The 24846-nt window shown below is 64.4% G+C and carries 18 protein-coding genes and 2 pseudogenes; 11 read left to right on the top strand and 9 right to left on the bottom strand.

What is annotated here, in order from left to right:
• The first annotated feature begins 102 nt into the window (after positions 1–102).
• From GXN78_RS40575 to GXN78_RS40565, 3 genes are all read left to right on the top strand, one after another.
• Positions 103–2811: a PAS domain-containing protein gene (locus GXN78_RS40575; protein WP_239143106.1), complete on the top strand. Its 2709-nt coding sequence runs from the start codon at positions 103–105 to the stop codon at positions 2809–2811.
• Between the two features lie 356 nt (positions 2812–3167).
• On the top strand, positions 3168–6011 hold the full coding sequence (locus GXN78_RS40570; protein ID WP_106555631.1) for an AsmA family protein: 2844 nt from the start codon (positions 3168–3170) through the stop codon (positions 6009–6011).
• 486 nt (positions 6012–6497) lie between these two features.
• Positions 6498–7841, top strand: a complete 1344-nt coding sequence (locus GXN78_RS40565) for an MFS transporter (RefSeq protein WP_106555632.1) — start codon at positions 6498–6500, stop codon at positions 7839–7841.
• A gap of 89 nt (positions 7842–7930) precedes the next feature.
• Here the strand turns inward: GXN78_RS40565 and GXN78_RS40560 are convergent, their stop codons facing one another.
• Both GXN78_RS40560 and GXN78_RS40555 read right to left on the bottom strand, forming a co-directional pair.
• Complete coding sequence (locus tag GXN78_RS40560) at positions 7931–8212, bottom strand: hypothetical protein (RefSeq protein ID WP_106555633.1); 282 nt, start codon at positions 8210–8212, stop codon at positions 7931–7933.
• A gap of 329 nt (positions 8213–8541) precedes the next feature.
• Complete coding sequence (locus tag GXN78_RS40555) at positions 8542–10632, bottom strand: non-ribosomal peptide synthetase (protein WP_106555634.1); 2091 nt, start codon at positions 10630–10632, stop codon at positions 8542–8544.
• Positions 10633–11499: 867 nt separating this feature from the next.
• Here GXN78_RS40555 and GXN78_RS40545 point away from each other — a divergent pair.
• Entirely contained in the window at positions 11500–12573 is a 1074-nt protein-coding gene (locus GXN78_RS40545; RefSeq protein ID WP_239143105.1) for an IS110 family transposase, read from the top strand.
• Between the two features lie 398 nt (positions 12574–12971).
• Here the strand turns inward: GXN78_RS40545 and GXN78_RS40540 are convergent.
• A protein-coding gene (locus GXN78_RS40540) for an IS3 family transposase (protein WP_106561489.1) occupies positions 12972–14101 on the bottom strand; the annotation gives its coding sequence in 2 pieces (ribosomal slippage) (positions 12972–13843 and positions 13843–14101; 1131 coding nt in all).
• A 149-nt stretch (positions 14102–14250) separates the two neighbouring features.
• Here GXN78_RS40540 and GXN78_RS40535 point away from each other — a divergent pair.
• Positions 14251–14487, top strand: a complete 237-nt coding sequence (locus GXN78_RS40535) for a nitroimidazole resistance protein (protein WP_146163221.1) — start codon at positions 14251–14253, stop codon at positions 14485–14487.
• Positions 14488–14522: 35 nt separating this feature from the next.
• Here the strand turns inward: GXN78_RS40535 and GXN78_RS41865 are convergent.
• The 3 genes and pseudogenes from GXN78_RS41865 to GXN78_RS40520 all read right to left on the bottom strand — a co-directional run.
• Positions 14523–14687: pseudogene (locus GXN78_RS41865) on the bottom strand (IS1595 family transposase); the annotation flags it as partial.
• Positions 14688–14735: 48 nt separating this feature from the next.
• The gene (locus tag GXN78_RS40530; RefSeq protein ID WP_146163220.1) at positions 14736–15473 is read right to left on the bottom strand and encodes a hypothetical protein; all 738 of its coding nucleotides are present in this window, start codon (positions 15471–15473) and stop codon (positions 14736–14738) included.
• A gap of 482 nt (positions 15474–15955) precedes the next feature.
• Positions 15956–16594: a TetR/AcrR family transcriptional regulator gene (locus tag GXN78_RS40520; RefSeq protein ID WP_106561133.1), complete on the bottom strand. Its 639-nt coding sequence runs from the start codon at positions 16592–16594 to the stop codon at positions 15956–15958.
• Positions 16595–16715: 121 nt separating this feature from the next.
• Between GXN78_RS40520 and GXN78_RS40515 the strand changes: the two genes are divergently transcribed.
• Both GXN78_RS40515 and GXN78_RS40510 read left to right on the top strand, forming a co-directional pair.
• Positions 16716–17639: a 2-dehydropantoate 2-reductase gene (locus GXN78_RS40515; protein ID WP_106561132.1), complete on the top strand. Its 924-nt coding sequence runs from the start codon at positions 16716–16718 to the stop codon at positions 17637–17639.
• Positions 17636–18724, top strand: coding sequence for an enolase C-terminal domain-like protein (locus tag GXN78_RS40510; RefSeq protein ID WP_106561131.1), 1089 nt, complete (start codon positions 17636–17638; stop codon positions 18722–18724). Before GXN78_RS40515 ends, GXN78_RS40510 begins: the two co-directional genes overlap by 4 nt.
• Positions 18725–18746: 22 nt before the next feature.
• Here GXN78_RS40510 and GXN78_RS40505 read toward each other — a convergent pair whose 3' ends face one another.
• Positions 18747–20150, bottom strand: coding sequence for a sigma 54-interacting transcriptional regulator (locus GXN78_RS40505; protein ID WP_106561130.1), 1404 nt, complete (start codon positions 20148–20150; stop codon positions 18747–18749).
• Positions 20151–20469: 319 nt separating this feature from the next.
• On the opposite strand from GXN78_RS40505, the gene GXN78_RS40500 reads away from it, so the two are divergent.
• The 4 genes from GXN78_RS40500 (at position 20470) to GXN78_RS40485 (ending at position 23709) form a co-directional block, all read left to right on the top strand.
• A complete protein-coding gene (locus GXN78_RS40500) occupies positions 20470–20823 on the top strand; it encodes a DUF485 domain-containing protein (RefSeq protein ID WP_239143104.1) in 354 nt (117 codons plus the stop codon).
• Positions 20820–22352, top strand: a complete 1533-nt coding sequence (locus GXN78_RS40495) for a cation acetate symporter (protein ID WP_106561129.1) — start codon at positions 20820–20822, stop codon at positions 22350–22352. Before GXN78_RS40500 ends, GXN78_RS40495 begins: the two co-directional genes overlap by 4 nt.
• Positions 22353–22399: 47 nt before the next feature.
• Positions 22400–23086 carry a haloacid dehalogenase type II gene (locus GXN78_RS40490; RefSeq protein ID WP_106561128.1) on the top strand — a complete coding sequence of 229 codons (687 nt, stop codon included), beginning with the start codon at positions 22400–22402 and terminating at the stop codon, positions 23084–23086.
• Positions 23087–23196: 110 nt separating this feature from the next.
• Positions 23197–23709 (top strand): HPP family protein, encoded by a 513-nt coding sequence (locus GXN78_RS40485; RefSeq protein WP_239143103.1) that lies wholly within the window; start codon positions 23197–23199, stop codon positions 23707–23709.
• Here the strand turns inward: GXN78_RS40485 and GXN78_RS40480 are convergent.
• Together GXN78_RS40480 and GXN78_RS41855 are read right to left on the bottom strand one after the other, a co-directional pair.
• Positions 23698–24141, bottom strand: a complete 444-nt coding sequence (locus GXN78_RS40480; protein WP_258187296.1) for an AraC family transcriptional regulator — start codon at positions 24139–24141, stop codon at positions 23698–23700. The genes GXN78_RS40485 and GXN78_RS40480 overlap by 12 nt on opposite strands.
• Before the next feature lie 291 nt (positions 24142–24432).
• Positions 24433–24728 (bottom strand): annotated as a pseudogene (locus tag GXN78_RS41855) (hypothetical protein); the annotation flags it as partial.
• Positions 24729–24846: the final 118 nt, after the last annotated feature.

Below are 24846 nucleotides of genomic sequence, written 5' to 3'. Positions count from 1 at the left end.
ACAAGCCGCTCAGATCAGAGAAGGTCTGGCGCCGGGCGCGATGGGGCCCTGGCCGCCGTGCCGCAAGGCGCGCATCAGCATGAAGTCTTCGGGCATATGAACATGCGCATCAGCTTGAACACGCGCCTGAGCCTCGGCGTCGTTGCAGTGGTACTCGCAGCCACGCTGGCGGTCGCCACGCTCGCACTGCACCTGGTCAAATTCGGCATGCAGTCGTCGATTGCGAGCGAGCAGTTCGCTCGCGTCACTGCGATCGCCGATGCGGTGGACCAGAAGTTCGTCAGCCGCCGAACGCTGCTCAAGACCCTCGCCGATAGCATGCGGTCGCAAGCCTTCGCCGATCCCGAGGCCCTGCAGGCCTTTCTCGGAGAGCACGCATCGCTGCGGGAAGCCTTCGCCAATGTCGCGTTCTTCGACACCGACGGCCGGCTGGTCGCAAGCCTCAACGCCTCGCCTCAGATGGGACAGGTGAGCATCGCGGATCGGACGTACTTCAAGGAAACCGTCGCCTCCAAGGCGGGCAGGATTTCACAGCCGTACAGCAACCGCCTCAACGGCCAAGCCCAGGTTGCCATCACGCAGCCGGTGCTCGACCGTGCCGGGCAACTGCAGTTCGTGATATCCGGTGCCATCAACCTGGGCGAGCGCAACTTCCTGGGCGAGCTTGCAGACATCAAGTTCGGCGCCGCCGGCTATCTTTTCATCATCACCACCGACGGCATCGTGATCGACCATCCTCGCAAGTCGCTCATCCTGACGCAGTTCAACGCCGATGGCGGCGAGGACAGCGAGACCGACCAGGCGCTCGCCGGTTTCGAGGGCACGGCCGAAGGGTCCAACCGGGCGGGCCTGCGGGGTCTCTATTCGTTCAAGCGCATTCAGCAGACCCCCTGGATTGTCGGCGCCATGTATCCGCGCAGCGAAGCCTTCGCGCCGATCGAAGCCGTCACGCGGGTCGCATGGGCCGGCGCGCTGGCCCTCTCCCTGCTCGCAGGGGCACTCGGACTGGCCTTCGTGCGGCAGCAGCTCAGGCCCCTGGCCGAACTGCACCTGCACATGCGCGTGACGCAAGACGATCACGCGTCAGCCTCGCGTGTGCCGCCCACCTATGCCCATGGCGAGATCGGCGATCTGTCCCGCACCTTCGACCGGTTGATGCAGCAGCAGCGCGCCAGCGAGGCACGGCTGCGCACCATCACGGACAACATTCCGGCGCTGGTCTCGCATGTGGACGCTTCCCTAAACTACACCTTCGTCAACGCGCAGATCAGGGCACTGCACGGCAGCGAAAGGCTGATCGGAAGATCGGTGGCCGAGGTGCGGGGCGCGGAGGAATTTGCCGTCGTCGAGCCTCGCTACCGCCGCGCACTCGCGGGGGAGACGGTCGTCTTCGAAAAGAACGGAGACCCGGCACGCGGCCTCGGCGATCGGACCCACAAGGCGCACTTCATCCCCGACCGGGACGCGGTCGGGACAGTCCAGGGCGTCTTCGCGATGACCTTCGACATTACGGACGAAGTCAACGCCCAGAAGGCCCTAGGTGTGCAGGAGAGGCGGCTGCGAGACATCACCGACAGCATCCCTGCGCTGGTCGGGTACTTCGATCGCGAAGAGAATTGCCTCTACGGCAACAGCCGGGCGCGGCAGATGGCGGGTGTTGGCGACGGGACGCTCGAAGGCGTCACCCTGCGTTCTTCCGTGGGCGATGCGGTGTACGCGCAACACGAGCCATACATCCCCAGCGTTCTCGCTGGAAAGCCCGTGCGTTTCCCGGTGCATGCCCCGCTGCGCGGCAAGGACGGCTACTTCCAGGTGAACCTGATCCCGGACAAGGGCGTGGAAGGAAGGGTGTTGGGCTTCTACCTGATGACCTTCAACATCACGGCACTGAAGGAGGCGGAACTGCGGGTGATTGACAGCGAAACGCGCCTGCGCACGATCACGGACAACATGCCGGCGCTGATCACCTACATCGATCGCGACCAGAAGATCACCTTCGCCAATGGCACCTACCGGGAATGGCTCGGTGTGGAACCCTCCACGGTGGTGGGCAAGCACATCCAAGAGATCGCCGGCCCCGATCTCTATCTCGACCGCAAGGCAACGATCGAGCGGGCCTTGGCGGGCGAGCGGGTCGAGTTCGAGGCCGAGACCAAGCACGGGGATTTCGATCGCGTCACGCACGTCATCTACGTGCCGGACATCGGCGCAGACGGGAAAACCCATGGCATCTTCTCGCTCAGCCTCGACATCACGGCGCTCAAGCAGGTGGAGCGCCAGCTGATCGAGCTTGCCCGCGTGGACACGCTCACCGGCCTTCCGAACCGGCTTGCTTTCAACGAATACCTGCCCAACGCGATCGCGCGCGCCAGGCGTACCGGCAGCGCGCTCGCCCTGATGTTCCTCGACGTGGACCGCTTCAAGTCCATCAACGACACGCTCGGTCACGCAAGCGGTGACGAGGTGCTAGCGGAATTTGCAAGACGCCTGCATGGGAGCGTGCGAAGCTCGGACATGGTGGCGCGCCTGGCGGGTGACGAATTCGTGATCGTGCTCGAGGACATGAACTCGCAGGATGCTGCGGCGCTGATAGCAGGCAAGATCGTCGAGGGGATTCGCGAGCCGGCGTTCCAGGTCGACGGCCAGCTGCTGGAGGTCACCAGCAGCATCGGGGTTGCCTTCAGCCGCCCTGGCGAGGGCCCGCTCACGGCGGCAGAGTTGCTGGCGCAAGCCGACGCCGCGCTCTACAACGCCAAGGCGGCGGGGCGTGATCGCTTCGCAATGGCTCGCAGTGCCGCGCATGCGGCCTAGATCTCCAGGAGCGGAAGAACGAGCGACCATGGGGAGATCGCACACTGGGAAACCGGGTGCGCGGCACTTCAAGCTCACCTGGAAGATCCGAAACAGCAAGATCGGATTCCGCCGGTGCCGGCGGGGGCACGGCGGCAGGCGCTGCTGGCGACGACGCACCGGTCTCGGAACTGCCCGTGCGCGAGACGTTGAACTTGAAGGCTTGACGTGCGGCGTGCATGAGTTGAGCATTCGAACAATGGGTCGCACGAGATCGGGCGACACCGCCTGTGTCATTCAACGTCTGGCACACATCGCAACTGTTCAGGGTCGGTGAGCCGTGGCCGAGTTGCGCGGGAGCCGCCGAGGAGTCCTGAATGAGCACTGACGCGCCTATGTTCGACGAAGACAGGAAGCAACCCTCAGGCAAGCACTCGGGTCGCATGAGAAAGGTTGCGATCTCAGCGGGCGTCGTCGCGGCCCTCGCGGGCGTCGGGCTTTGGGTGCTCTCACGCGAGGAAACCCTCATCTGGGGGGCCGAGCATGCCGCGGCGCATACCGGCGGTCGACTGCACTATGCGGGCCTTCGCGGCGCTCTGCTCGGCGCGATCGAGGTGCGCGAGCTACGTTATGAAGACAAGTTCGGCCGAATCGCGATCGACGACGCGCGCATGACGTGGCGTCCGATAGGGCTGCTCATCGGCCGGATCGCGGTCGGTTCGATGAGCGCCAAGACGGTGCGGCTCGAGCTCGCGAAGTCCGAGGAAGATAAAAAGCCGCCCGAGTCGCTCCGCGTGCCGCTCTCCTTCGCGGTCACTGATTTCCAGATTGGCAGCCTCGTGGTGACGAATGCAGCGGGCACGCACGCCATACACGATCTCACTGCGGGGTTCTCGGGCAACCGCAAGCAGTTGCACGCCGAAGTGAAATCGCTCGCGACGCAGTATGGCAAGCTCAAGGGCGATCTCAAGCTCGGCGCCGATGCACCTTTCCCGCTCGATGGCGTGATCGAGCTGAAGTCGCCGGAGGACGGCATCTATGCCGCGACGATGAAGCTCGAAGGATCGCTCATGAACCCGGTGGCGAGCCTCGAGGCGAAGGCTCGCGAAGCGAGCGCGTCGGTCAAGCTTGCGCTCGCGCCTTACGATGCGCAGCCGCTGACCGAGCTCAAGTTTTCGGCGAAGGATTTCGATCCGAGCGCGTGGATGACGACCGCGCCCGCCGCGGATCTTTCCGGCGAAGGCCATATCGTCACCGACGCGGGGCGCGGGCTCTCCGGCCTCGTCATGCTGACCAACAGCAAGCCAGGCACTGTCGACGAGAAGAGGCTGCCGTTCGTGCGATTCTCGACGGCGCTGCAGGGCCTCCCGGCGAATCTCGCGCTGAACGAGATCGAGTTCGATCTCGGTGACGCCGGCCGGTTCACGGGCACAGGCGGCATGAAAGATGACGAGTTCGACGTGAAGCTCACGACGAGCAACCTCAACCTGCGTGGCGTGCAGAAGCGCCTCAACGCGACTCGGCTTGCGGGGCAGCTCGCGCTTGGCGGCGACGTCGAGACGCAGCGCGTGAAGCTCGCACTCGGCCCGCAGGGCTATCGGGTGCGGCTCGCGGCCGCGCTGCGCGACCGGGTCGCGCTCGTCGACGAAGCGTACGCGCGAGCGGGCAAGGCCGAGGCGACCACGCGAGGCCGCATCGCGCTCGACGCCAACAGGGATTTCGCGATCTCGGGCAGGCTCGCCAATTTCGACCCTTCGCAGTTCGGCAAGTACGACAGCGCGCAAATCAACAGCCGCTTCGAGTTCAAGGGACAGCTCGAGCCGGTGATCCAGGTCGCAGCGAACGTCAACATGACCGACAGCAGGCTCTTCGGCCTGCCGGCGAGCGCGACCGGCACCATCCGCTCCAAGCACGTCGATCATCCCGAGGTCGCGATGGACGTGAGCCTGCGTGCCGGCGATACGCGCGTGAGCGCCAAGGGCACGATGAAGGATCCGGCGCGCATGCAGTCCATGGACCTCTCGCTGACGCTCGCGGGCGGCAGCCTCGACGAGCTCTACAAGGTCGTCGGCGTGCCGCTGCCGCCGACACCGCCGTATCGCATCAGCGGCAGGCTCGTGCAGAGCGGGCAGGTGTGGGAGTTGCGCCGGTTCGCGGGCGTGGTCGGCGACAGCGACCTTTCGGGCACCTTCAGGCTCGATCGCGGCCGCACGCCGCAGTTCATGAAAGCTGACCTCACGTCGAGGCGCCTCGACCTTGCGGACCTCGCGGGCTTCATCGGCGCCGAGAAGACCGCGCCCGGCAAGATTGCGACGCCGCAGACGGCGCGTGTGCTTCCCGACACGCCTTACAACCTCGAGAAGCTCAAGACCGCAGACGCCGACGTGCGCTTCGAAGGCCAGCGCGTGATGACCGAGAAGCTACCGATCGACGACATGAGCGCGCACCTGATCCTGAAGAATGGCGTGCTCACACTGGCGCCACTCAACTTCGGCGTGGCGGACGGCAAGGTCGTCTCCGACATCACACTCGATGGGACCAAGTCGGTGATCGCTTCCCGCGCTGATGTGCGCGTGCAGTCGCTTCAGCTCGGCAAGCTTTTGCCCCAACTCAAGATTTCCAAGGCGAGCGTCGGCGAGATGGACGGCCGCGTCAAGCTCGCTGCGCACGGCAACTCGGTCGCAGCGATGCTCGGCAGCGCGAGCGGCGACACGTCGCTGGTGGTCGAAGAAGGCGAGGTGAGCGATCTCATCCTGCGCCTTTCCAACCTCGACCTCGCGAATACGCTGCTCGTCCTCCTGCAAGGCGACCGCAGCATCCCGATCCGATGCATGGTCGCCGATCTCGAATGGAACCACGGCGTGGTCCGGCCGCGCGAGTTCATCTTCGACACGCAGCACACGACGCTCATCGGCGAAGGCAGGGCGAACTTCAAGGATGAGACGCTCAATATGCGCCTCGTCGCGAAACCCAAGGGCAAAAGTCTCGTTTCGCTGCGGGGGCCAATCAACGTGACGGGCACATTCGCCAATCCGTCGGTGATGCCGGATCTTGCGCGGCTCAGCGCACGTGGCGTGGCCGGCGCTGCGCTCGCTGCGGTCGCGCCGCCGCTCGCGGTCGTTCCCTTCATCCAGCTCGGTGGCGATCAGGACGCGCAGTGCGGCCCGCTGGTGCAGTCGGCGAGGCAGCGGATCCGTTCGCCGGCGCAGCTGCCGCAATGAGCTGACACCATGTGGTCAACGTGGGATGCCCGGCCGTGCACGGCGTAGCTGCGGCCACGGTCAGCATGTATTGCGCAGCCGCCTGCAGCATGAGCGCACCGCCTTACAACAAGAACCCCACCAACGCTTACTCAATCACCTTATCCGCACAGAGCAAAACCGGCTTGGGCAAGCCCATTCCAAGCGCTTTCGCTGCCTTGAGATGGATAGCGAATTCAAACTTCGTTAGCTGCTCGAACGGAAAATCGCCAGGACTTGCAGCTTTCAACGAGGTCGCCCGCCAAATCCGAACAAGCGCCTCGCCAATAACCTTGAGTTTCCACCGGCGCAATGCCTTGAGATGCAGCCTTTACAGGGCGGAACTAGGCGCTCAAGCCCCGGCGGGCGACAGCCCGGCATTCCGAACCCGCGTACGCGGTGTCGTCGATAAAGTCTCCGGAACCCGATGGCGGTTTCACGCCATCGACCACACCACCGGAGACATCGATGAACACCCACCTGGCGCGTGCACCAGAAACGCAGGCTTCGCTCACGAAGGACAACGTCGTCGACGCGCTGTACTCGAAGGTCAGTTGGCGGATCATTCCGTTGCTGATCGTCTGCTACATGGTCGCCTACCTCGACCGCATCAACATCGGCTACGCGCAGCTGCAGATGAAGCAGGTGCTGACGTTCAGCGATGCGGTGTACGGCCTGGGCGCCGGCATCTTCTTCATCGGCTACTTTTTGTTCGAAGTGCCAAGCAACTTGCTGCTCGAAAGGATCGGCGCGCGCAAAACGCTGCTGCGCATCATGTTCTGCTGGGGCATCGTTGCCGCGGCGATGATGTTCGTGCAGACGCCGACGCAGTTCTACGTGCTGCGCTTCCTGCTCGGGGTGTTCGAGGCCGGCTTCTTCCCCGGCATCATCCTGTACCTCACCTACTGGTATCCGTCCAAGCGGCGCGGCCAGGTGATCGCCGTCTTCATGGCTGCCACCACGGTTGCGGGCGTCATTGCCGGCCCATTGTGCGGCGGCATCATGAAGTACCTGGACGGCGCGCACGGCTGGGCTGGCTGGCAATGGCTCTTCCTCGTTCAAGGCTTGCCCGCGTCGCTGCTCGGCATCGTGGCGTACTTCTACCTGCAGGACAAACCCGAAGACGCGCGCTGGCTGACCGTCTCTGAAAAGACCGCGCTGCGCGCCAATCTCGAGAACGACCACGGCCTGGTCTCCGGCGCCTCGCACGCGAGCCTGGTCCAGATGTTTCGCGATCGCAAGGTCTACGTGCTGGCGCTGGTTTACTTCTTGCTGCTCGGCGCGACCTACACGATGATCTTTTGGGTGCCGACCCTCATCAAGAGCTGGGGTGTCGCCGACCTGATGCAAATCGGCCTGTACTCGGCGTTGCCGAGCCTGATCGGTGTGTTCGGCATGGTCCTGATCGGCCGCAACTCTGACAAGCACGGCGAGCGCCGCTGGCACTTTGCCGGCAGCGTGGCCATCGCAGCGATCGGCCTCGGCATCACGACGTTGACGCATGGCAACCTCGGTGCGTCGCTTGCCGCCCTGTCGCTTGCGGTGATCGGCATCGCCGCCGCAACGCCGCTGTTCTTCACGATCACGACCGAGTATCTGTCGAAGGTCGGTGCGGCCGCCGGCATTGCCCTCATCAGCAGCCTCGGCAACCTGGGTGCGGCGGCGAGTCCCGCGGTCACCGGCGCAATCACTGCGCGCACCGGCAGCCCGGTCTACAGCATGTATCTGGTGATTGCGCTGTACCTGCTCTCGGGAATCATCCTGCTGCTCGCGGTGCGCTCGGCGAAGACGCCCAAGAACGTTCAGGGCTAGGACCAACAGACCCAAGAACGGAGACAAGGTACATGTCGTCGCCGGCTGGGTTGGCAAAGCCGTTAATGGCTACTTCCTCGAAACGCGCCTTAGAAGGGTTCGCCTGGCACAAGTCTGTTCTTGCCGTTAAAGGTGAGTTCGCGGCGTTTCAGGAAGTCCAGCATCCTTGTCTTACGACCCGCTGCCAAGTTGACCAAGTAGTGCACCGCGTCTTGCACATTGGACCAAGTCGTCGCGACCAGCTTCGGCGGATTCGATTCCAGATCAATGGCTGCATAGCGGCCGGCCGAGTGACGGTTAAACCCGATGGGGACCTCAATTCCGGCTTGCTCGCAGTACGCCTCGATCGTTTTTTTGTAGCTTCCGAGCATGGTTATGGTCCTTGGGGGGATCGGTCGAGTTGAAGTTGGCCCACGCCTGAACGAAATCCGATCTACGGGTGAGGGCGAGCATGGTTGACTGTCGACCAACATCCGACGCCGGCACTTGGAAAGGTAACGCTTTTGACTGACAGACGGTTGCTCATGACTGCGTCAGGCGAACTACTGGCGTCAGCAGGCTCAGGCCTCGACCACAACCAAGCCCGCCCGTTCGGCGGTGTCGCAGGAGGGTTGAGCCATGAGTACATGGCCCCGACCGGGGGTGCCTTCGGCGGCTCCTGCGGGGGCTGCAAGAAAGAGAATCACAATACCCAAAGCCGTCAGGCCACACCGGCCTGACTCAAGCCAACCGGCCTCCTCGAAACTCGGTGCGGTTCAAAGAGATGGGCCCTGCAATGGCCGCAGCGGCAGGCGCTCGCCCGCCCGGTGAAGAAGTGGTAGGTGAAGAAAGGCGCGAGCCATTGCGACATCCGCAGCGCCACCAGACCGGGAACGGCGGCCGCCTGCGCGACGCCGCAGACCCAGCGCCGCCAAAATGGTGGGGGGACCCAGTCGGGCGTTTGCAGCGCCTGGCCGGCGGATGGTGCCGCCTGCAATGCAGCGGCGATGCGGCCGATCACGCGGTGCTGGTAGATATCGCGCACCGTGACGTGCGTGAAGCGCGGATCCGCGCGCAGCATCGAAGCCAGTCGCGCGGCAAACAGCGAGTGGCCGCCCAGGTCGGTGAAAAAGTCCGCGTCGCGCAGGATCGGCAATCCTGGGAACAGCTTTGACAGGGCGGTGAACAGCGCCTCCTCCAGAGGCGTCTCTGCAGCGTCGGAGCCGTCGGCCCCCACGGCCGGCGCGAGCGGCACCGACTTGAGCGCCTTGCGATCGATCTTTCCCGACGTCAGGCGTGGCATCTGGTCGAGCACCTCGAAGCGGCTCGGCACCATGTAGGGGGGCCGCCGCGCGCCCAATGCGGCATGCAACGCGCCAATCGACAGCGACGCGTCGGGCACGATGAATGCAATCAGCTGATCGATGCCTTCGTCGGGCCGCAGCAGCACGGCCACCGTGCCGATGCTCGGTTGCTCGGCCAGCACGGCTTCGATCTCGCCGAGTTCGACCCGAAAGCCTCTGATCTTGACCTGGTCGTCGGCACGACCGCAGCATTGCACGCGGCCGTCGGCATCGATGCGCGCCAGATCGCCGGTGCGATACAGGCGCGCATCGTGCGAGTTGGCGGACCAGGGGTTGGCGAGGAACTTCTCGGCAGTGAGTTCGGGTCGGCCCAGGTAGCCTGCGGCGACGCCGGGCCCCGAAATGCACAACTCGCCGGTTTCGCCGCGTGGCAGGAGCACTAGGCCTTTTTCCTCGACCTCGGGCGCGATCACGAAGAGCGCGTAGTTGGGCAACGGCACGCCGATAGTGACCGCCTCGCCCGCGTGCAGCTCGGCCAGGCTGGCCGACACGGTCGCCTCGGTCGGCCCATAGGTATTGAACACCTGGCGACCGGTCCGCGCCCAGCGTGCCACCAGGGATTCGGGACACATCTCGCCACCGAGGTTGACGATGCGCAGCGCGGGCACATCCTGGCTGAACAGTGCCAGCAGGGTCGGCACTGCGTGCAGCACCGTAATGCCCTGGTCGATCAGCGCCTGCGGCAGCAGTTCGGGGTTGCCCGCGACATCTCTTGGCGCAATCCACAGCGTTGCGCCGACCAGCCAGCTGATCCAGATCTCCTCGAACGACATGTCGAATGCGACCGAGAAGCCCTGATAGACACGGTCGTCCTCGCGTACGCCGAGCACGGCGTTTTCGCTGCGCAGGAAGTGGCAGATGCTGCCGTGCGTGATCTCTATACCCTTGGGCTTGCCGGTCGAGCCCGAGGTGTAGATAACGTAGGCTGGGTGGGTCGGCCGTGCGTGCTCGCGGCGCCGAAGGGGCAATTCGCCGGCCGGCGCCAGTAGCGCTTCGGCAGTCCAAACCGCTTGGTCCAGGGCTGCCACCCGTTGCGCGAACTCGTCGCAGCTGACGATGCCTACGGCGCTCGCATCGTCAAGACAGACGCCGATCCGCTCGACCGGGGTGTCGGCATCGCTCGGCAGCCACGCAGCACCGGTCTTGGCGATGGCGAGCTGCATGGCGATCAGTTCGATGCCGCGCGGCAGCCAGAGGCCGACGATCTGCCCGGGCCGCACACCCGCGTCGATCAGCCGTGCCGCTGCCAGGTTGGCCATGGCGTCGAGTTCCCGGTAGGAGACGGTGCGCTCGTTGAACAACAACGCGGGGTGGTCGGGGCGGCGCGCAGCGGTCGCCTCGAACAGATCGGCGAGCACCTCGTCGCGCAGCAGGTCGGGACGGGGGTGACCGTGGAGGATGTCGGATGAAGCCGGAGGCAGATGTTCAGGGGCGAAGGTTGCGAACATGAAGCATGGGGGAGGGCGAGAACGGCAGGGTACCAGCGCATCTGCCCTTCGCGGTCGACGGCACGATAGAGATACGTCTATTTGCCGCGGATCTTCACGTACGTCTCATCGACGTGCCACCAGCGGCCGGCGTTGCGAGTAACGCGATTCCAGCGCCTCCAGCGCATAATCCTCGTGTAGGCTCAAGCCGCGCTCGCCCATCATCGCCACGAGCTCGCGCAGGCTTAGCTCGAACCGCAGATACCACGCACAGGACGATGACCTCACTCTCGAAATGCTGCCTCCAGAACAGTTCGTCGGTGCTTTGCGGCCGTGCGCCATCGATCCGCCTTCAGTACACACCTGATTGAGGTGTAGCTTCCAAGGAGGAACCATGAGTGACGCGCCAGTGTTGAGACGCGCAGACAAGCTGATGGATGACGCTCGAATCGAGGAGATGCTTTCAAGCACATACTCCGGTCGCCTTGGAACTATTGGCGCTGATGGTTGGCCGTATGTCTGCCCGCTCTTGTTTGTCATGCTGGGTGGTGAGGTCTGGGTTCACAACACAGGTGCGACCGGCCATTTGCGGCGAAACGTTCTACAGCACGGGAAGGTTTGCTTTGAGTTGGACGTCCCGGGCAAAGTCTTCCCGTATGGGCGGTTAGAGCCGGCTCCGGTTGTCTGAACACGCTTTGACCTGAGATAAGTGGATTGGCTGCGGGTTTGATCTTTCAATCTTCAGATGCTATGGAGGACTCCCTGCGACACGCGAGCCCTGCTGCGCTAGAACGGGAGTCCTCAGGCAACGAACCGAAGGAGCGCAACATGACTGCATCTGAGACGGCCCTTCAAGGCAAGGATAGGCCGACTGCATTTGATCTTTACTTGAGCTTGGAGCTCGGTGACAAACACTGGAAGTTGACACTCGGAAACAGCAGCCAGCGACCGAGTCGCTGCACGGTGGCCGCCGGAGATGAGGCCGCGGTGCTGGAACGCATCGGCAAGGCCAAGATGCGTTTCGGACTGAGTGCGGAAGCCGCGGTGCACAGCTGCTATGAGGCGGGCCGCGACGGCTGGTGGCTGCACCGCAGGCTGCGTGAGCACGGTGTCGACAACATCGTAGTGGACTCCGCCAGCATCGAGGTCAACCGGCGCGCCCGGCGCGCCAAGACCGACCGACTCGACGGCGACAAATTGCTGTGCATGCTGCAGCGGTGGCACGCTGGCGAGACACGGGTGTGGTCGGTGTTGCACGAGCCTACGGTTCAGCAGGAAGACGATCGCCGCCTGCACCGCGAACTGCAGCGTCTGTCGAGCGAACGCACGTCGCACACCAATCGCATCGGGTCGCTACTGATGCTGCACAACCTGCGAGTGCAGCACGTCGGCGGACGAGACTGGAGCCGCTGGTGGAGCAGCCACCACGAGCAGGTGCCGGCGGCGCTGCGCGCCGAGATCGAGCGCGAGTACGCACGCTTGGTCGTGGTCAAGCAGCAGATACGCGAACTGCAAGCGGTGCAGAGCAAGCAGGTCAGCGATAACGAGCAGCCGCAAGTGGCGCAACTGGCCAGGCTGCGCGCGATCGGCATCCCGACGGCCTGGGTCCTGGTCAAGGAGTTGTTTGGTTGGCGACACTTTGCCAATCAACGCCAGGTGGCGGGATGTCTGGGTTTGGTGCCAAGCCCTTATGCCAGCGGTGACATCCAGATCGAGCAAGGCATCAGCAAAGCCGGCAACAAGCGAGCGCGGACCCTGTTCGTGGAACTGGCATGGAGCTGGCTGCGCTACCAGCCTGACAGCGACCTGAGCCAGTGGTTCAAGCGGCGCTTCGGCAGCGGCGGCAAGCGCATGCGACGCATCGGCATCATCGCGCTGGCACGCCGTTTGGCGGTGGCGCTCTGGCGCTACACCGAACACGGCGAGATTCCAGCCGGTGCATCGCTCAAGCCGGCGGTGTAGACCCCCGCAACAGAGAAGGATCTTCCCTCGACGCGACGAATTGGAGGAGACGTCTCACGCTACGATCGCAGGTTCGACGCGCCCGTGCAGGGGCTGGGTCACCACGCAGTGACCGTTCTTTCAGATGGGGAGCGTCGGTAACAGGGGTCAGCCAAGCGCAGGGCGCGCATGTTGCATGTGGTGCCGGGCAACACGCCCGACACGGATAGAAGGTTGTTTCAGCGTTGGCTGGAATCTTTCGTCAGACCCCGACCCGTGATCGCGTCTTCGCCTCGTTCAGTCCGTTCCACAACAGCCCGACCGCCATCGACGCTTGACAACATTTGAGTCCTCATAGAAGGCCCCTGCCAGGCCGCCGGAGGCGCCCCGGTTGAGCCATGTACTCATGGTTCAACCCATCAGGCAACCTCCTTCATCGCCGGCAGCGTCGCGAAGTAGAACTCTTCGGGCGTTCGCTTGTCCAGCGACGAGTGAGGTCGCCGGACATTGTAGAAGTCGATGTAGCGCGCGATACCTGCCTTGGCCTGGGCGACCGAGTCATAGGCATGCAGATAGATTTCTTCGTATTTGATCGAGCGCCAAAACCGTTCCACGAAGATGTTGTCGCGCCATGCCCCTCGGCCATCCATGCTGATTTGCACGCCTCGAGTCTTCAGCGCTTCGGTGAACTCCTCGCTCGTGAACTGGCTGCCCTGGTCGGTGTTGAAGATCTCGGGCCTGCCGTACTTGCTGAAGGCCTCCTCGAGCGCCTCCACGCAGAACGAGGCGTCCATGCTGATGGACACCCGGTGCGCCAGCACTCGCCGGCTTGCCCAGTCCACGATCGCGCACAGATAGACCCAGCCGCATGCCATCGGGATGTAGGTGATATCGGTCGCCCACACCTGGTTGGCACGCTCGATCTTCAGCCCGCGCAACAGGTACGGATAGACCTTGTGGGTCGGGTGCCGTTTGCTCGTGTTGGGCTTGCGGTACAGCGCCTCGATGCCCATGCGCTGCATCAGCGTGGCCACGTGCCGGCGCCCGACTTCGAAGCCCTCGCGATTGAGCATGTCGCGCAACATCCGGCTGCCTGCGAAAGGGTGCGCCAGGTTGATCGCGTCGATGCGCTTCATCAACCTCTGATCGGCCTGTGAGGCACCACGCGGCAGGTAGTACACGTTCCCTCGGCTGATGCCCACCAACTTGGCTTGCCGCTTGATCGGCAGGGCATGGTTGCGGTCAATCATCGCTTTGCGCTCAGCATGCCGGCCTTGGTGAGCGCGCCGGATAAAAAATCATTTTCCAGGGCGAGCTGCCCGATCTTGGCGTGCAGCTCCTTCAGGTCGATCGCCGGCTGCGGTGCCGACTCGGCACCGAACACGCTGGCGGCTCGGTCGAGCAACTGGTTCTTCCAATCGACGATCTGGTTGGGGTGCACATCGTGCAGCTTGGCCAGCTCCGCCAGCGTCTTCTCGCCCTTGATAGCGTCCAGAGCCACCTTGGCCTTGAACAGCGGTGAGTGGTTCCTACGCGGTCTCTTGCTCATGGTCTTCCTGCTTTCTCGGGCCTCGGGCCCGGGGTGATATCGCAGTTTGACCACTTATCGGTGTGTTCGGATTTCCGGCGCCACCTCTGTTTGAATGCGATACCTCGATTGAATACTGCAGTGTCGTGGTGTTTGGACTGATCAGAATCGTGGACGACACCGCGCAGAAGATCGCTTTCTTCGACACACTGATGGCGAAATATTGCAATGAAAATCTTGGTCGTCCCAAGGGCTTCTACCCACAGCTAGACAGGGTTACGGTGTATGCCATCGCGATCGAGCGGAATACCGGAAAGCAAACTTCACTTCCAACGATCGAAGCACGATGGCCGTCCGCTGACCATACGAGGACGCCGCTTGCCAAGCCCTCTAACGGTACCACCTAAGGCCGGTTTGATTACGTGCAGTTGACCCGGCCGTACTACGATTTGCTCACCGCGTCTTCATAAGTCACTGGCCCTGTGACAGCGGCTTGCTGGAGCGGCCGATAGAACAGCATGCCGCGCGAGCCCGAGTTGCGGCGGTTGAAGCGGACGACGAGTTCTTCAAGATAGGCATGGAAGTGTTCGGTGCGGGAGCAGCCGTTCGATGCTATTGCTATTTCTGTAAGGGTTCGTCGATCGGTCGGCGCACTTCAGGACGAGGGCTTGAATCTCTTGCGGGGCCGTCGCCAATTCCGGTAGGCCTCGTGCAGGCGCTCCGCCGCGTACTCGGCGCGGGCCGCCGGCATCAGGCCGTTGCCTTCTGCCCATGCGGCTTCCGCCACTCCGAACAGGCGATCGAGCTCGTCGTCCTCGACGTCGACAGGGTCCGAGTGATTGGTGTGCAGGGGCGGCCCCGACGAAAAAAGGCCGACGACCACCCCACAGATCATCTCCGCGAACGCCACCACCTTCAGCAGAAGACGGGTGTGTTCAACGTCCAGCTCTGACGCGCCCTTCGTGCTGGTCGCAAGCATCGACGCCGGAACGAGAGTGCCCAGCCGTAGCCGCATTTCCATGGCGTCGTCCATGCTCTTCTGTCCGATTCGGATATCTCCCGGAGCGAGAGCGATGGTAACAAAGCCTTCGAAATGGCGGCTGCTGCTCTGGACCAGCTTGACGAAGTGTTCGTTGAATTGCGGATCGTCTTGCAGCGGCCGCAAGGACCTCCACCCGCGCCGGGCGCAATGAAGGCTGAACAAGGCGGCGGCTGAGATATTCACGGCCGGCGCCGGCACGTTGCTTTCGTTCGAAGCCTGTCGGCGCGATGAATGCACCGTGTCGGACTCCAGGGGATTGCCTGGAGCGGGCTCGGCCAGCAGGTTGGCGCGGCGCGGCCACCGGGCGGCCGCGAGCGGGTTCGTTGTCGGCGAGCGGGCGCGACGGTTCATGCTTGCGGAACCCCTTCTTTTCGATGGCCTCCCGTGCTGTGCGCGCCCTGCCGTCAGCCCGGGTCGCTTTTCGAGTGACTGCAGTCTATGGTGCTGACCACACGAAAATGTGTACTTCCTGGTGACAATTGGTCAGGATTGTCCGGGCCTATCGCCACCGCGTTGGCGAAAATCATCGGCTGCTACCTGCCGTAACTCTGGCTCAAACAGGGCAAGTCCGCCTGGCTGCTGGTGCCGGCGGCGCTGAGCCTGGCGCTTTTCGCGCGGCTTCTCGCGCTCCACTCGACGGCCGCGGGCCGCGTGTACGCCTCTGACTGCGTGCGGCCAAAGCTGCGCCGCTCCATCGTTTACCCACAGTCCGATCAAGACCCGACATGGCGCAGGTCCGACATCAGCTCGGGGCCGACGGCGACAAGGACACCACCGGCTGTTCGTTGGACCACTTGGCCGTGAGTTCGGCAGAGCCCGCTGCTCGCGCACGGCTATCCACCCACGCTGCGCCGCCGCCTCGATAGCCGCCCGCTCGCTCCTGCATTCGGACTCTCCAGCGCGCCAACGGCCACGCGGACTGCCGTTTCGAGAGTGTTCCGGCCAGGCCGTGTCTTGGCCAGGACATTGAGCCCTTGCACGGTGCAGACGAGAAAGGCCGCGGCCTCTGCGGACGGGACGCCCGGCGGCAGCTCGCCCTCGCGCCGGGCCCGCTCGATCGCGCCCGCGAAAGCCGCCTCGAGCCGAGCCAGGTGCAGCCGGAACGCCTGGGCGATCTCGGCGTCCGTCATGGCGAACTCAACCATCGAGTTGGTGACGAGGCAGCCCCACTTGCGCTTGCCCTCGACCATCGCGTCGACGAGGCTCTTGAAGTAGTCGAGGATGCCCGCGAGACCCGATGGGTTGCCGTTCAAGCGCTCGATCGCCTGCTGCGACACCTCGCCCATATAGCGTTGCAAGGCCTGGATGAAGAGTCCGCGCTTGTCGCCGAACGCCGCATACAGGCTGCCGGAGTTCAGTCCCGTGACGCGGCAGATCTCCTGCATGCCGACGGCGTCGTAGCCGCGCTCCCAGAACACATCGACGGCTTTGTCCAGTACCTCGCCGGTGTCGAAACTTCTTGTACGTCCCATGACGAAATTGTAGATTAATCAATCAAGAAAACGCTACCTATGCGGTTCTGGTCCATATAAACACTTTTTCTCCCGAGTGACTAGAATTATAGAACGATCATTCAACAAAGGACCAACCAACATGAAAGTCGCAATCATGGGAACCGGCGGCGTCGGCGGCTATTTCGGCAGCAAGCTGGCGCTGGGCGGTTGCGATGTCAGCTTCATTGCACGCGGGGCCCACCTGGAGGCCATCAAGGCGGGTGGGTTGCGGGTCAGGAGCGAGCTCGGCGACCTGCACGTGCCCTCCCCGAAGGTCACCGATTCGCCGGCGGAAGTAGGCGCCGTCGATGTCGTCCTGTTGGGTGTCAAGCTGTGGGACACCCAGTCCGCGGCCGAGGCGATCCGGCCGCTGGTGGGCCCGCAGACCGTGGTCATCTCGCTGCAGAACGGCGTCGTCAAGGACGAACTTCTCACCGCAGCGCTCGGGCAGCACGCGGTGGCCGGTGGCGTCTGCTACATCGCGGCCACCATCATCGAGCCGGGGGTGATCGGCCATGCCGGGACCCTGCAGAAGCTCGTGTTCGGCGAGTACGGGGAGCGGCAGACGGAACGCATCCAGCGCTTTCACGAGGCCTGCGTTCGCGCGGGCATCGACGCCGAGATCAGCAATGACATTGGCCGTGTCATCTGGGAGAAGTTCGTGTTCCTGGTCGGCCTGTCGGCGACCACGGCCGCAACCCGCAGCCCGATCGGCAAGGTGCGCGCGCATCCTGCATCGCGCCGATTGCTGGAGGCGATCATGCAGGAAGCGGTGGATGTCGGCCGTGCCCAGGGCGTGGCACTGGCTGCCGATTTCGCCCAGGATCGCCTGCGCTTCTGCGACCAGTTGCCGGCAGACATGACGGCTTCCATGTTGCGCGACCTGGAGCGCGGCAATCGGCTGGAGGTCGAGTGGCTGAGCGGCGACGTCAGTCGTCGAGGCCTCGAGCTCGGCGTGCCCACGCCTTTCAACACGGCGGTGTTCGACATCCTCGCATTGCACGCCGACGGGGCTGTCCGATGAGCCTCACGCTGCGCTCGCTCACTGCCACGGCGGTGGTGGTCCCCATGGCCCGGCCGCTGTGGACCAGCGTGCAGGCCCTTCGAGAGGCACCGCTCCTGCTGGTCGACCTGCATACCGAGGAGGGCATCGTCGGGCATGCCTACCTCTTCTGCTACCTGCGTGCTGCGGCGGGCGCCATCGCCGCTTTCGTCGAGGACTTGGGCACGCGGCTGCACGGCCGGCCGGTGGTGCCTGCCTCGCTGCGCAAGGCCGTTGCCGACTATTCGCGCCTGATCGGGCAGCGCGGCGTGGTCTCCATGGCCGGTGCTGCGCTCGATATGGCGGCGTGGGATGCGCTCGCCAAGGCCACCGATCTGCCGCTCGTGCGCCTGCTCGGCGCCGAGCCCCGGCCGGTCCCCGCTTACAACAGCAACGGGTTGGGGCTTGTGGAGCCGCAGGCAGCCGCCGACGAGGCGAGCGAATTGCTGGCCGGCGGCTTCAAGGGCATTAAGATGCGCCTCGGCCGCCCCAGCGCGCAGGCCGACCTGGCCGCTGTGCGAGCGGTGCGCAAGGCCGTGCCCGATGACGTGGCTCTGATGGTGGATTTCAACCAGGCGCTGACGCCACGCGAGGCGCAGACCCGCTGCGCGATGCTGGATGGCGAAGGCGTCTACTGGATCGAGGAAGCCCTGCGCCATGACGACTACGCGGGGTACGCGCGGCTGCGGCAATCGTTGTCGACACCGCTGCAGTTCGGTGAGAACTTCACCGGACCCAAGGCCATGGCCGCAGCCTTGGCTGCCGGTTGCGTGGACTACGTGATGCCTGATGCCGAGCGCATCGGCGGGGTCTCCGGGTGGATGGATGCCGCCGCGCTGGCCGCTGCCCACGAGATCGAGATGTCCTCGCACCTCTTTCCCGAGGTCACAGCCCACCTGCTGGCGGCCACCCCCACCGCGCACTGGCTCGAGTACGTCGACTGGGCGGAGCCGCTGCTCCAGGCGCCGCTCCGGATTCGAGATGGCCTCGCGGTGCCCAGCGAGACCGCGGGCTCGGGCCTGGCATGGGACAGGGACGCCGTGGAGCGTTTTCGTATCGACGCCTGACGGCGGAAGCGGGCGCGTTGCCTCAGGCGGTGCTGTGGGGCAGCCTGAGTTTGCGTACCACGCTCGACTGGCTAATGCCGAGCGCCTTCGCCACGCCGCGCGTGCTGCCATGCGTGCGCATTGCGTCCTCGAGCAGGCCGGATTCGAAACGCTCGACCCGTTCCCGCAGCGATCCGCGGCCGGACAAGGTTCCGGCGTCGGCGGGTAGCACGCCGTCGAGGTCCTGCAGGCCGATCAGCGGCTGCGGGCTTGTGACGATCAGGCGCTCGACGACGTTGCGCAGTTCGCGCACGTTGCCGGGCCAGCGGTGGTCGTGCAGGCGGCGCAGCACCCGCTCCGAGATGCGGCGCTCCAGGCCGTACTGCCTGCAGAACTCGCCCGCGAAATGATGGATGAGCGGCAGGATGTCCTCGCGTCGTTCAGCCAGTGGCGGAACGTGGATGGGCACCACGTTGAGCCGGTAGTACAGGTCGCTGCGAAAACTTCGCTGCGCCACCATCTCCTTGAGATCGCGGTTGGTCGCGGCAATCACGCGCACGTCGACCGGCACCGTGCGCATGCCGCCCACGCGAGTGAGGACCCGATCCTGCAGCACGGTGAGCAACTTGACCTGCAGGTCCGGCGCCATCTCGCCGATCTCGTCGAGGAACAGCGTTCCCTCCGCGGCCAACTCGATCAGCCCGTGCTTGCCTTGGCGCTGTGCCCCGGTGAATGCGCCCGGCTCGTAGCCGAACAGTTCCGTCTCCAGCAGCTCGCGCGGTAGCGCCCCGCAATTGATCTTAATGAACGGACCTTTTGCCCGCGGGCTCTCGCTGTGGATCAGGCGCGTCACGACCTCTTTGCCGACGCCGGATTCGCCCGTCAGCAGCACCGTGGAATTCACCTTGGCCACTCGCACCGCCAGTTCCGCCAGGCGTTTCATGGCGGGGCTGTGCAGCACCACGCCGTCGATCCTGAGCGCCTGATTTCGCAAGGCGGCGATCTCGCTATCGACGCGCCGCAAATTCTCCTGTGCCTGGGCGAGGTCCTGCTGCAGGTTGACGAGCTCGGTCATGTCGCGCGAATTGATGATGACGCGTCGTACGCGCCCCTGCTCGTCCAGCAGCGGGATGCCGGTCACCATGATGGTCTTGCCCTCGTGCGTCTGCTGCGTCGTGGTGATGCGCTGCTTCGACTGGGCGACCTTGCCCGCGATCACCGGCCGAATCCAGCCCTTGCTCTCGAACTCCGAGACGTGGTGGCCGATCAGTTGCGAGGCCTTCACGCCGTAGTTGCGCTCGCAGCCCTCATTCACGAAGAGCGTCATGCCCTCGCCATCTGCCACGAAGATGCCGTCGAAGGAATTGCGAAGAATTTCCTCCAGGTCGCGACAGGTCTGCCGCGCCTGTTCGAGCTCTTGCGCGATGTTGCGTTGCTGCTTGCTCATCTGGATTTTCCGGGGATCCCCAAAGCATAGCGGTCCCGAGTCGTTTTTGAATCAGGATCGTCACCCCCTTCGCCCAGGATGCGCAGCGCCGCTTCACCCGAACGTGAGCCGCGGGCGACTCGGCTGATGCATTTCTGGTTCAAGCAGCGCGAGTGGCATCGGCCAGGCACGATACAGGCGGCCAACGATGGCGTTTTCGCGCCTTTTCACGCTGCGATGGGCCCTTGAAGCGCCACCGCGCGTTGGGTAAACCCCTAGCCAGGCCGGCACGCCCATTGCGTTTCCGGTGCGCCATTCAACAGACATCCAAGGAGACTTCATGGGCACCCCACTCACGGTACCGCTGTCGAGCCCGCCGGGCGCGCTCGGGCCAAACCACTACGCCGAGGACGAGCACCGGCGATGGGGCGAGGCCATGGCGTCACCACCCTTCGCGGAACTGCTGGCCTCAAAGCGCCGCTGCATCATGCCTTTGCTCGTTGTCAGCTTCGCGTTCATCATCGCGATGACCTTGATGGCCGGCTTCGCCAAGGACTTCATGGGGCAGAAGGTCATCGGTGCGTTCAACGTCGGCTATCTGCTGGTGCTGCTGACCTATCTGCTGTGCTGGGCGGTCTCGCTGATCTATGTGCGCACGGCCAATCGCCGCTTCGATGCCGGGAGGCCGCGATGAGATTGCTCACCCTGGCGATCTTTGTCGCGATCCTCGCGCTCACGCTCATCATCACCTACTGGGCGGCGAAGCGGACCCGCACCACGAGCGAGTTCTACGCCGCCGGCGGGAGCCTCACCGCACGGCAGAACGGCTTCGCGCTGGCGGGCGACTGGATGAGCGCGGCAGCCTTTCTGGGTTTTTCAGGACTGATTTCGCTCTACGGCATGGATGGATCGCTGTATGCGGTGGCAGCGCTTGCGGGCTTCCTCGTGATCCTCATGCTCGTGGCCGAGCCGATGCGCAACACCGGGCGCTTCACGCTCGGCGACGTGATCGCCTATCGCATGCAGACGCCGCAGGCGCGACTGGCTGCCGTGGTCGGCACGATCGTCGTCAATCTCGCCTACATGGTGCCCCAGATGGCCGGCGCGGGTGCCTTGATGAAGCTGATGCTCGGCATCTCCTACGAATCGGCGGTCGTCATTGTCGGCATCGGCATGATGGTCTACGTTCTCTTCGGAGGCATGATCGCCACGACCTGGGTACAGATCATCAAGGCGGTACTGCTCCTGTCGGCCGCCGCCGTCCTGGTGCTGATGCTGCTGGCACGCGTGGATTTCAATCCGCTCGTGCTGTTCTCGGCCGTCGAGGCAAGCTACGGCAGCCAGATGCTGCAGGCGGGGGGCTACCTGAAGCATCCGCTCGATCCACTCTCGCTGGTGCTCTCCTTCATGCTGGGCGTGGCCGGCCTGCCGCACATCATGACGCGGTTCTTCACCGTGCCCGACGCGACGACCGCGCGCAAGTCGGTGATCTGGCTCATGTTCCTCGCCGGCAGCTTCTTCCTCGTGACCACGCTCATCGGATTCGCGGCGGCAAGCTTCGTGGGGCAGGATGCGATACGCGCGGCGGACAAGGGCGGCAATCTTGCCCTGCCCCTGCTTGCGCAATACCTGGGTGGCGGTGCCGGGTCGTTGGGAGGGCAGGTGTTCCTCGCGGTGGTGTGTGCCGTGGCCTTCGCCACCATCCTTGCCGTCGTTGCGGGACTCACGCTGGCGACCTCGGGCGCCGTGGCGCACGACCTCTACGTGAGCGTCATCAGGCGCGGGCAAGTCTCCGAGCAGGAACAGGTACGCATCGCCAAGGCGTCCACCTTTGCGGTCGGAGCGCTCGCAGTGGGGCTCGGGCTCCTCGCCCAAGGCTTCAACGTCGGGGTGCTCGTGATTCTCGCGATCGCTGTCGCAGCGTCAGCCAACTTCCCCATCATCGTGCTGTCGCTCTTCTGGCGGCGATTCAACACCGCAGGTGTGATCGGCGGCGTGGCAGCGGGTCTGGTCTCCTCGCTGGTGCTGGCCTTCGTAGGGCCGGCATTCATGAAGGAGCATGCGCTCTTTCCGATCCTGAATCCCACGCTCGTCAGCGTTCCGATCGGCTTCCTCGGCGCCATCGTCTGTACCTTGCTGGCGGGCCGCGATCGCGCCGGCGAATCGCGCTTCGGTGAAGTCTTTTTCCGCGCGCAGACCGGATACGGCGTCGGCAAGGATTGAACCGCCTGGCATCCCTCTTGCATCTCAACACCCAAAGGAATTTCTCCATGAATGACATCCGAGGCATCGTCTTCGATCTGTACGGCACGCTCTACGACGTGCATTCTGTGGCGACCCAGTGCGACAGCTTCTATCCGAAACTCGGACGCGACGTGAGCGTCCTGTGGCGGCAGAAGCAGCTCGAGTACACCTGGCTGCGCAGCCTCATGGGCCAGTACGTCGACTTCGAGAAGGCCACCGAGGACAGCCTGGTTTACACCTGCCGGCATCTCGGGCTGGAGCTCGACGAGGCGAGGCGGGCAGCGCTGTGCGAGGCCTACCTCACGCTCTCGCCGTTTCCGGAGGTGCCCGCGGCACTGCGGGAGTTACGTGCACGCGGGCTGCCGCTGGCGATCCTTTCGAACGGATCCATTCGTTCGATCGACTCGGTCGTGCGGCGTTCGGGACTGCTGGACGAGTTCGCGCATCTGATCAGCGTCGACGACGTCCGGATCTTCAAGCCCAGCGATCGCGTCTACGAGCTGGCGGAGCGCAAGCTCGATCTGCATCGCTCTGCGATTCTCTTCGTGTCGTCAAACGCCTGGGATGTCACCGGTGCTGCCTACTTCGGCTATCCGACGTGCTGGGTGAACCGCGGTTCAGGCACCTTCGAGGAAATGGGGCAGCGCCCGGCACACACCGTCACGGGCATCGACGGGCTGGCGCGCAAGCTCTCCGCGGCGCACGAGATCTAGCCGACGCCCCGAACGCAGGACAACATGGAGATCCGCCGTCGGATTCGCCCGGCCCTTCGTTGATGTGGTGCGCAGCCGGAGCCGGTGCCGGCCTGGCGCTGGCACTGGCGATGGCCGGGCCAGGGCATTCGCCATTCCTCTTTGCCTCCCTCGGGGGCTCCGCGGTATTTTTGTTCGGTCTGGGCAACGCGCCGGCTGCCCAGCCTCGTGCACTGTTCAGAGGGCATCTGGGCAGCGCGCTCATCGGCATTGCGTGCGCGCAGCATCTCGGCAGCGGCGCGTGGGTCTACGCCCTGGCGCAGGCATTGACGCTGGTCTTCATGATCACATGCCGGACGGTCCATCCGCCGGCGGGCGCCAACGCAATGATCATGGTCCACGCGCATGCCGGCTACGGCGCGCTGCTGCAACCAGTGCTGATCGGCGTGATCTGCCTTGCGGGCTCGGCATTCCTCTGGAGCCGCCTTTGGAGCGGCGCTGTTCATTATCCCGTCAGCTGGCGGGCCGGCTCGCGTCCGGTCGATTGGGGCAGCCAGGCATGCGGCATCGATGAACAGTACGGCCACGACGTCGCGTTGAAGGGAGTCACTGCCGCGGAAGTGGCGCGGCGTTCAGCGCCGTAGCGTGCCGCCCTCTGAAGCCCCTGATGCCCGCGTCCAGTTTCGGAGGGGCCACGCGCGTCTCCATTTCGACGGCGACATGTCCGTGCGCTGCTTGAAAGCGAGCCGGGATGCGCTCGCGGATCGATAGCCAACCTGCTCGGCCACGGCACCGGTGGGCGCGGAAGCGTTCTTCAGCGCACTGGCCGCCAGGCTGATACGGATGTCCGCCAGCAACTCGCTCGCCGAGCGTCCCAGCCGCTCCTGAAAGTGGCGTGCCAGCGTGGCGCGCGACATGTGGCACAGGCGAGCCAGCCCCGGCACGGTCCACGGGTGCGAGGGCTCCTTCAGCATGGCGGCCCGTGCGGGTGCCAGGCGCGGGTGAGCCGCCAGCGCGAGCAGGCTGACAGGCGCATCGTTCGATTCACTGGCAAGGCGCAGGGTGAGCGCGAACAACGCCGCAGAATCACCAAATGCGTCTCGCGCACGGGCGCGGCAACGCATTCCGACGGACCTTGTCCAGCTGGTACGGAAGCGAGCAAGAACAACGTCGTCGCGCAGACCGTAATTGAGCACGAGCGCAGGGTGGCGATGAACGTCGATGGTTCCTTTGCGGAGTGCAGTTACCGGAACTCTCCGATTACGGCGATCGATGCTGCGACCGGCAGCAACTGCCGGGCCACGAGCAGGACCGGCTCAAGGATCAGCTCAGGCGGGCACGGCGCAATGCCAGTTGCACCGCTTGACCTACGTGAGACGGAAGGAAAACACCGCGCCCTTGTCGGGCCGCGGCAGCAGCCGGATGTCGCTGCCATGCAGCGGCAGGATCCGTTGCACGATCACGAGCCCAAGGCCATCGCCGCGGCCTGCGAAGCTCTCCTTCTCGGCTTGACGATGCCGTACTCGAGGCGCGCCAGTTCGAACAGCTCCTGCGCCAGCCGCGCGACCTTGCGGCTCTGAGCCAGAGCGATCTCGAGGTAGCGGCGGCTGTCGGCGGTGTCCACCGAGTCAGCCTTGATCAGCAGGGTTTCCAAGTAGCCGTGCACCTGTGCGCCGGCGGAACTTTGAAAACGCGGGCGGTACAACTTTGAACGCGGCGCTCGTAAGCTGTTGATTTTCTTGGGTTGGAAAGTGCGACAACCTTGGAGGAACTCAGTGTGA

The sequence above is a fragment of the Variovorax sp. WS11 genome, from assembly GCF_010499245.1.
In the GTDB taxonomy this organism is placed as follows: domain Bacteria; phylum Pseudomonadota; class Gammaproteobacteria; order Burkholderiales; family Burkholderiaceae_C; genus Variovorax.
Note: the sequence above shows the minus strand (reverse complement) of the source record. Positions and strands in the feature narration are given on the sequence as shown.

Bases quoted from the DNA above. Each gene is read 5' to 3' on its own strand.
- GXN78_RS40575 (WP_239143106.1), top strand. From the start codon at position 103: ATGCGCATCAGCTTGAACACGCGCCTGAGCCTCGGCGTCGTTGCAGTG.
- GXN78_RS40570 (WP_106555631.1), top strand. From the start codon at position 3,168: ATGAGCACTGACGCGCCTATGTTCGACGAAGACAGGAAGCAACCCTCA.
- GXN78_RS40565 (WP_106555632.1), top strand. From the start codon at position 6,498: ATGAACACCCACCTGGCGCGTGCACCAGAAACGCAGGCTTCGCTCACG.
- GXN78_RS40560 (WP_106555633.1), bottom strand. From the start codon at position 8,212: ATGCTCGGAAGCTACAAAAAAACGATCGAGGCGTACTGCGAGCAAGCC.
- GXN78_RS40555 (WP_106555634.1), bottom strand. From the start codon at position 10,632: ATGTTCGCAACCTTCGCCCCTGAACATCTGCCTCCGGCTTCATCCGAC.
- GXN78_RS40530 (WP_146163220.1), bottom strand. From the start codon at position 15,473: ATGAACCGTCGCGCCCGCTCGCCGACAACGAACCCGCTCGCGGCCGCC.
- GXN78_RS40520 (WP_106561133.1), bottom strand. From the start codon at position 16,594: ATGGGACGTACAAGAAGTTTCGACACCGGCGAGGTACTGGACAAAGCC.
- GXN78_RS40515 (WP_106561132.1), top strand. From the start codon at position 16,716: ATGAAAGTCGCAATCATGGGAACCGGCGGCGTCGGCGGCTATTTCGGC.
- GXN78_RS40510 (WP_106561131.1), top strand. From the start codon at position 17,636: ATGAGCCTCACGCTGCGCTCGCTCACTGCCACGGCGGTGGTGGTCCCC.
- GXN78_RS40505 (WP_106561130.1), bottom strand. From the start codon at position 20,150: ATGAGCAAGCAGCAACGCAACATCGCGCAAGAGCTCGAACAGGCGCGG.
- GXN78_RS40500 (WP_239143104.1), top strand. From the start codon at position 20,470: ATGGGCACCCCACTCACGGTACCGCTGTCGAGCCCGCCGGGCGCGCTC.
- GXN78_RS40495 (WP_106561129.1), top strand. From the start codon at position 20,820: ATGAGATTGCTCACCCTGGCGATCTTTGTCGCGATCCTCGCGCTCACG.
- GXN78_RS40490 (WP_106561128.1), top strand. From the start codon at position 22,400: ATGAATGACATCCGAGGCATCGTCTTCGATCTGTACGGCACGCTCTAC.
- GXN78_RS40485 (WP_239143103.1), top strand. From the start codon at position 23,197: ATGGCCGGGCCAGGGCATTCGCCATTCCTCTTTGCCTCCCTCGGGGGC.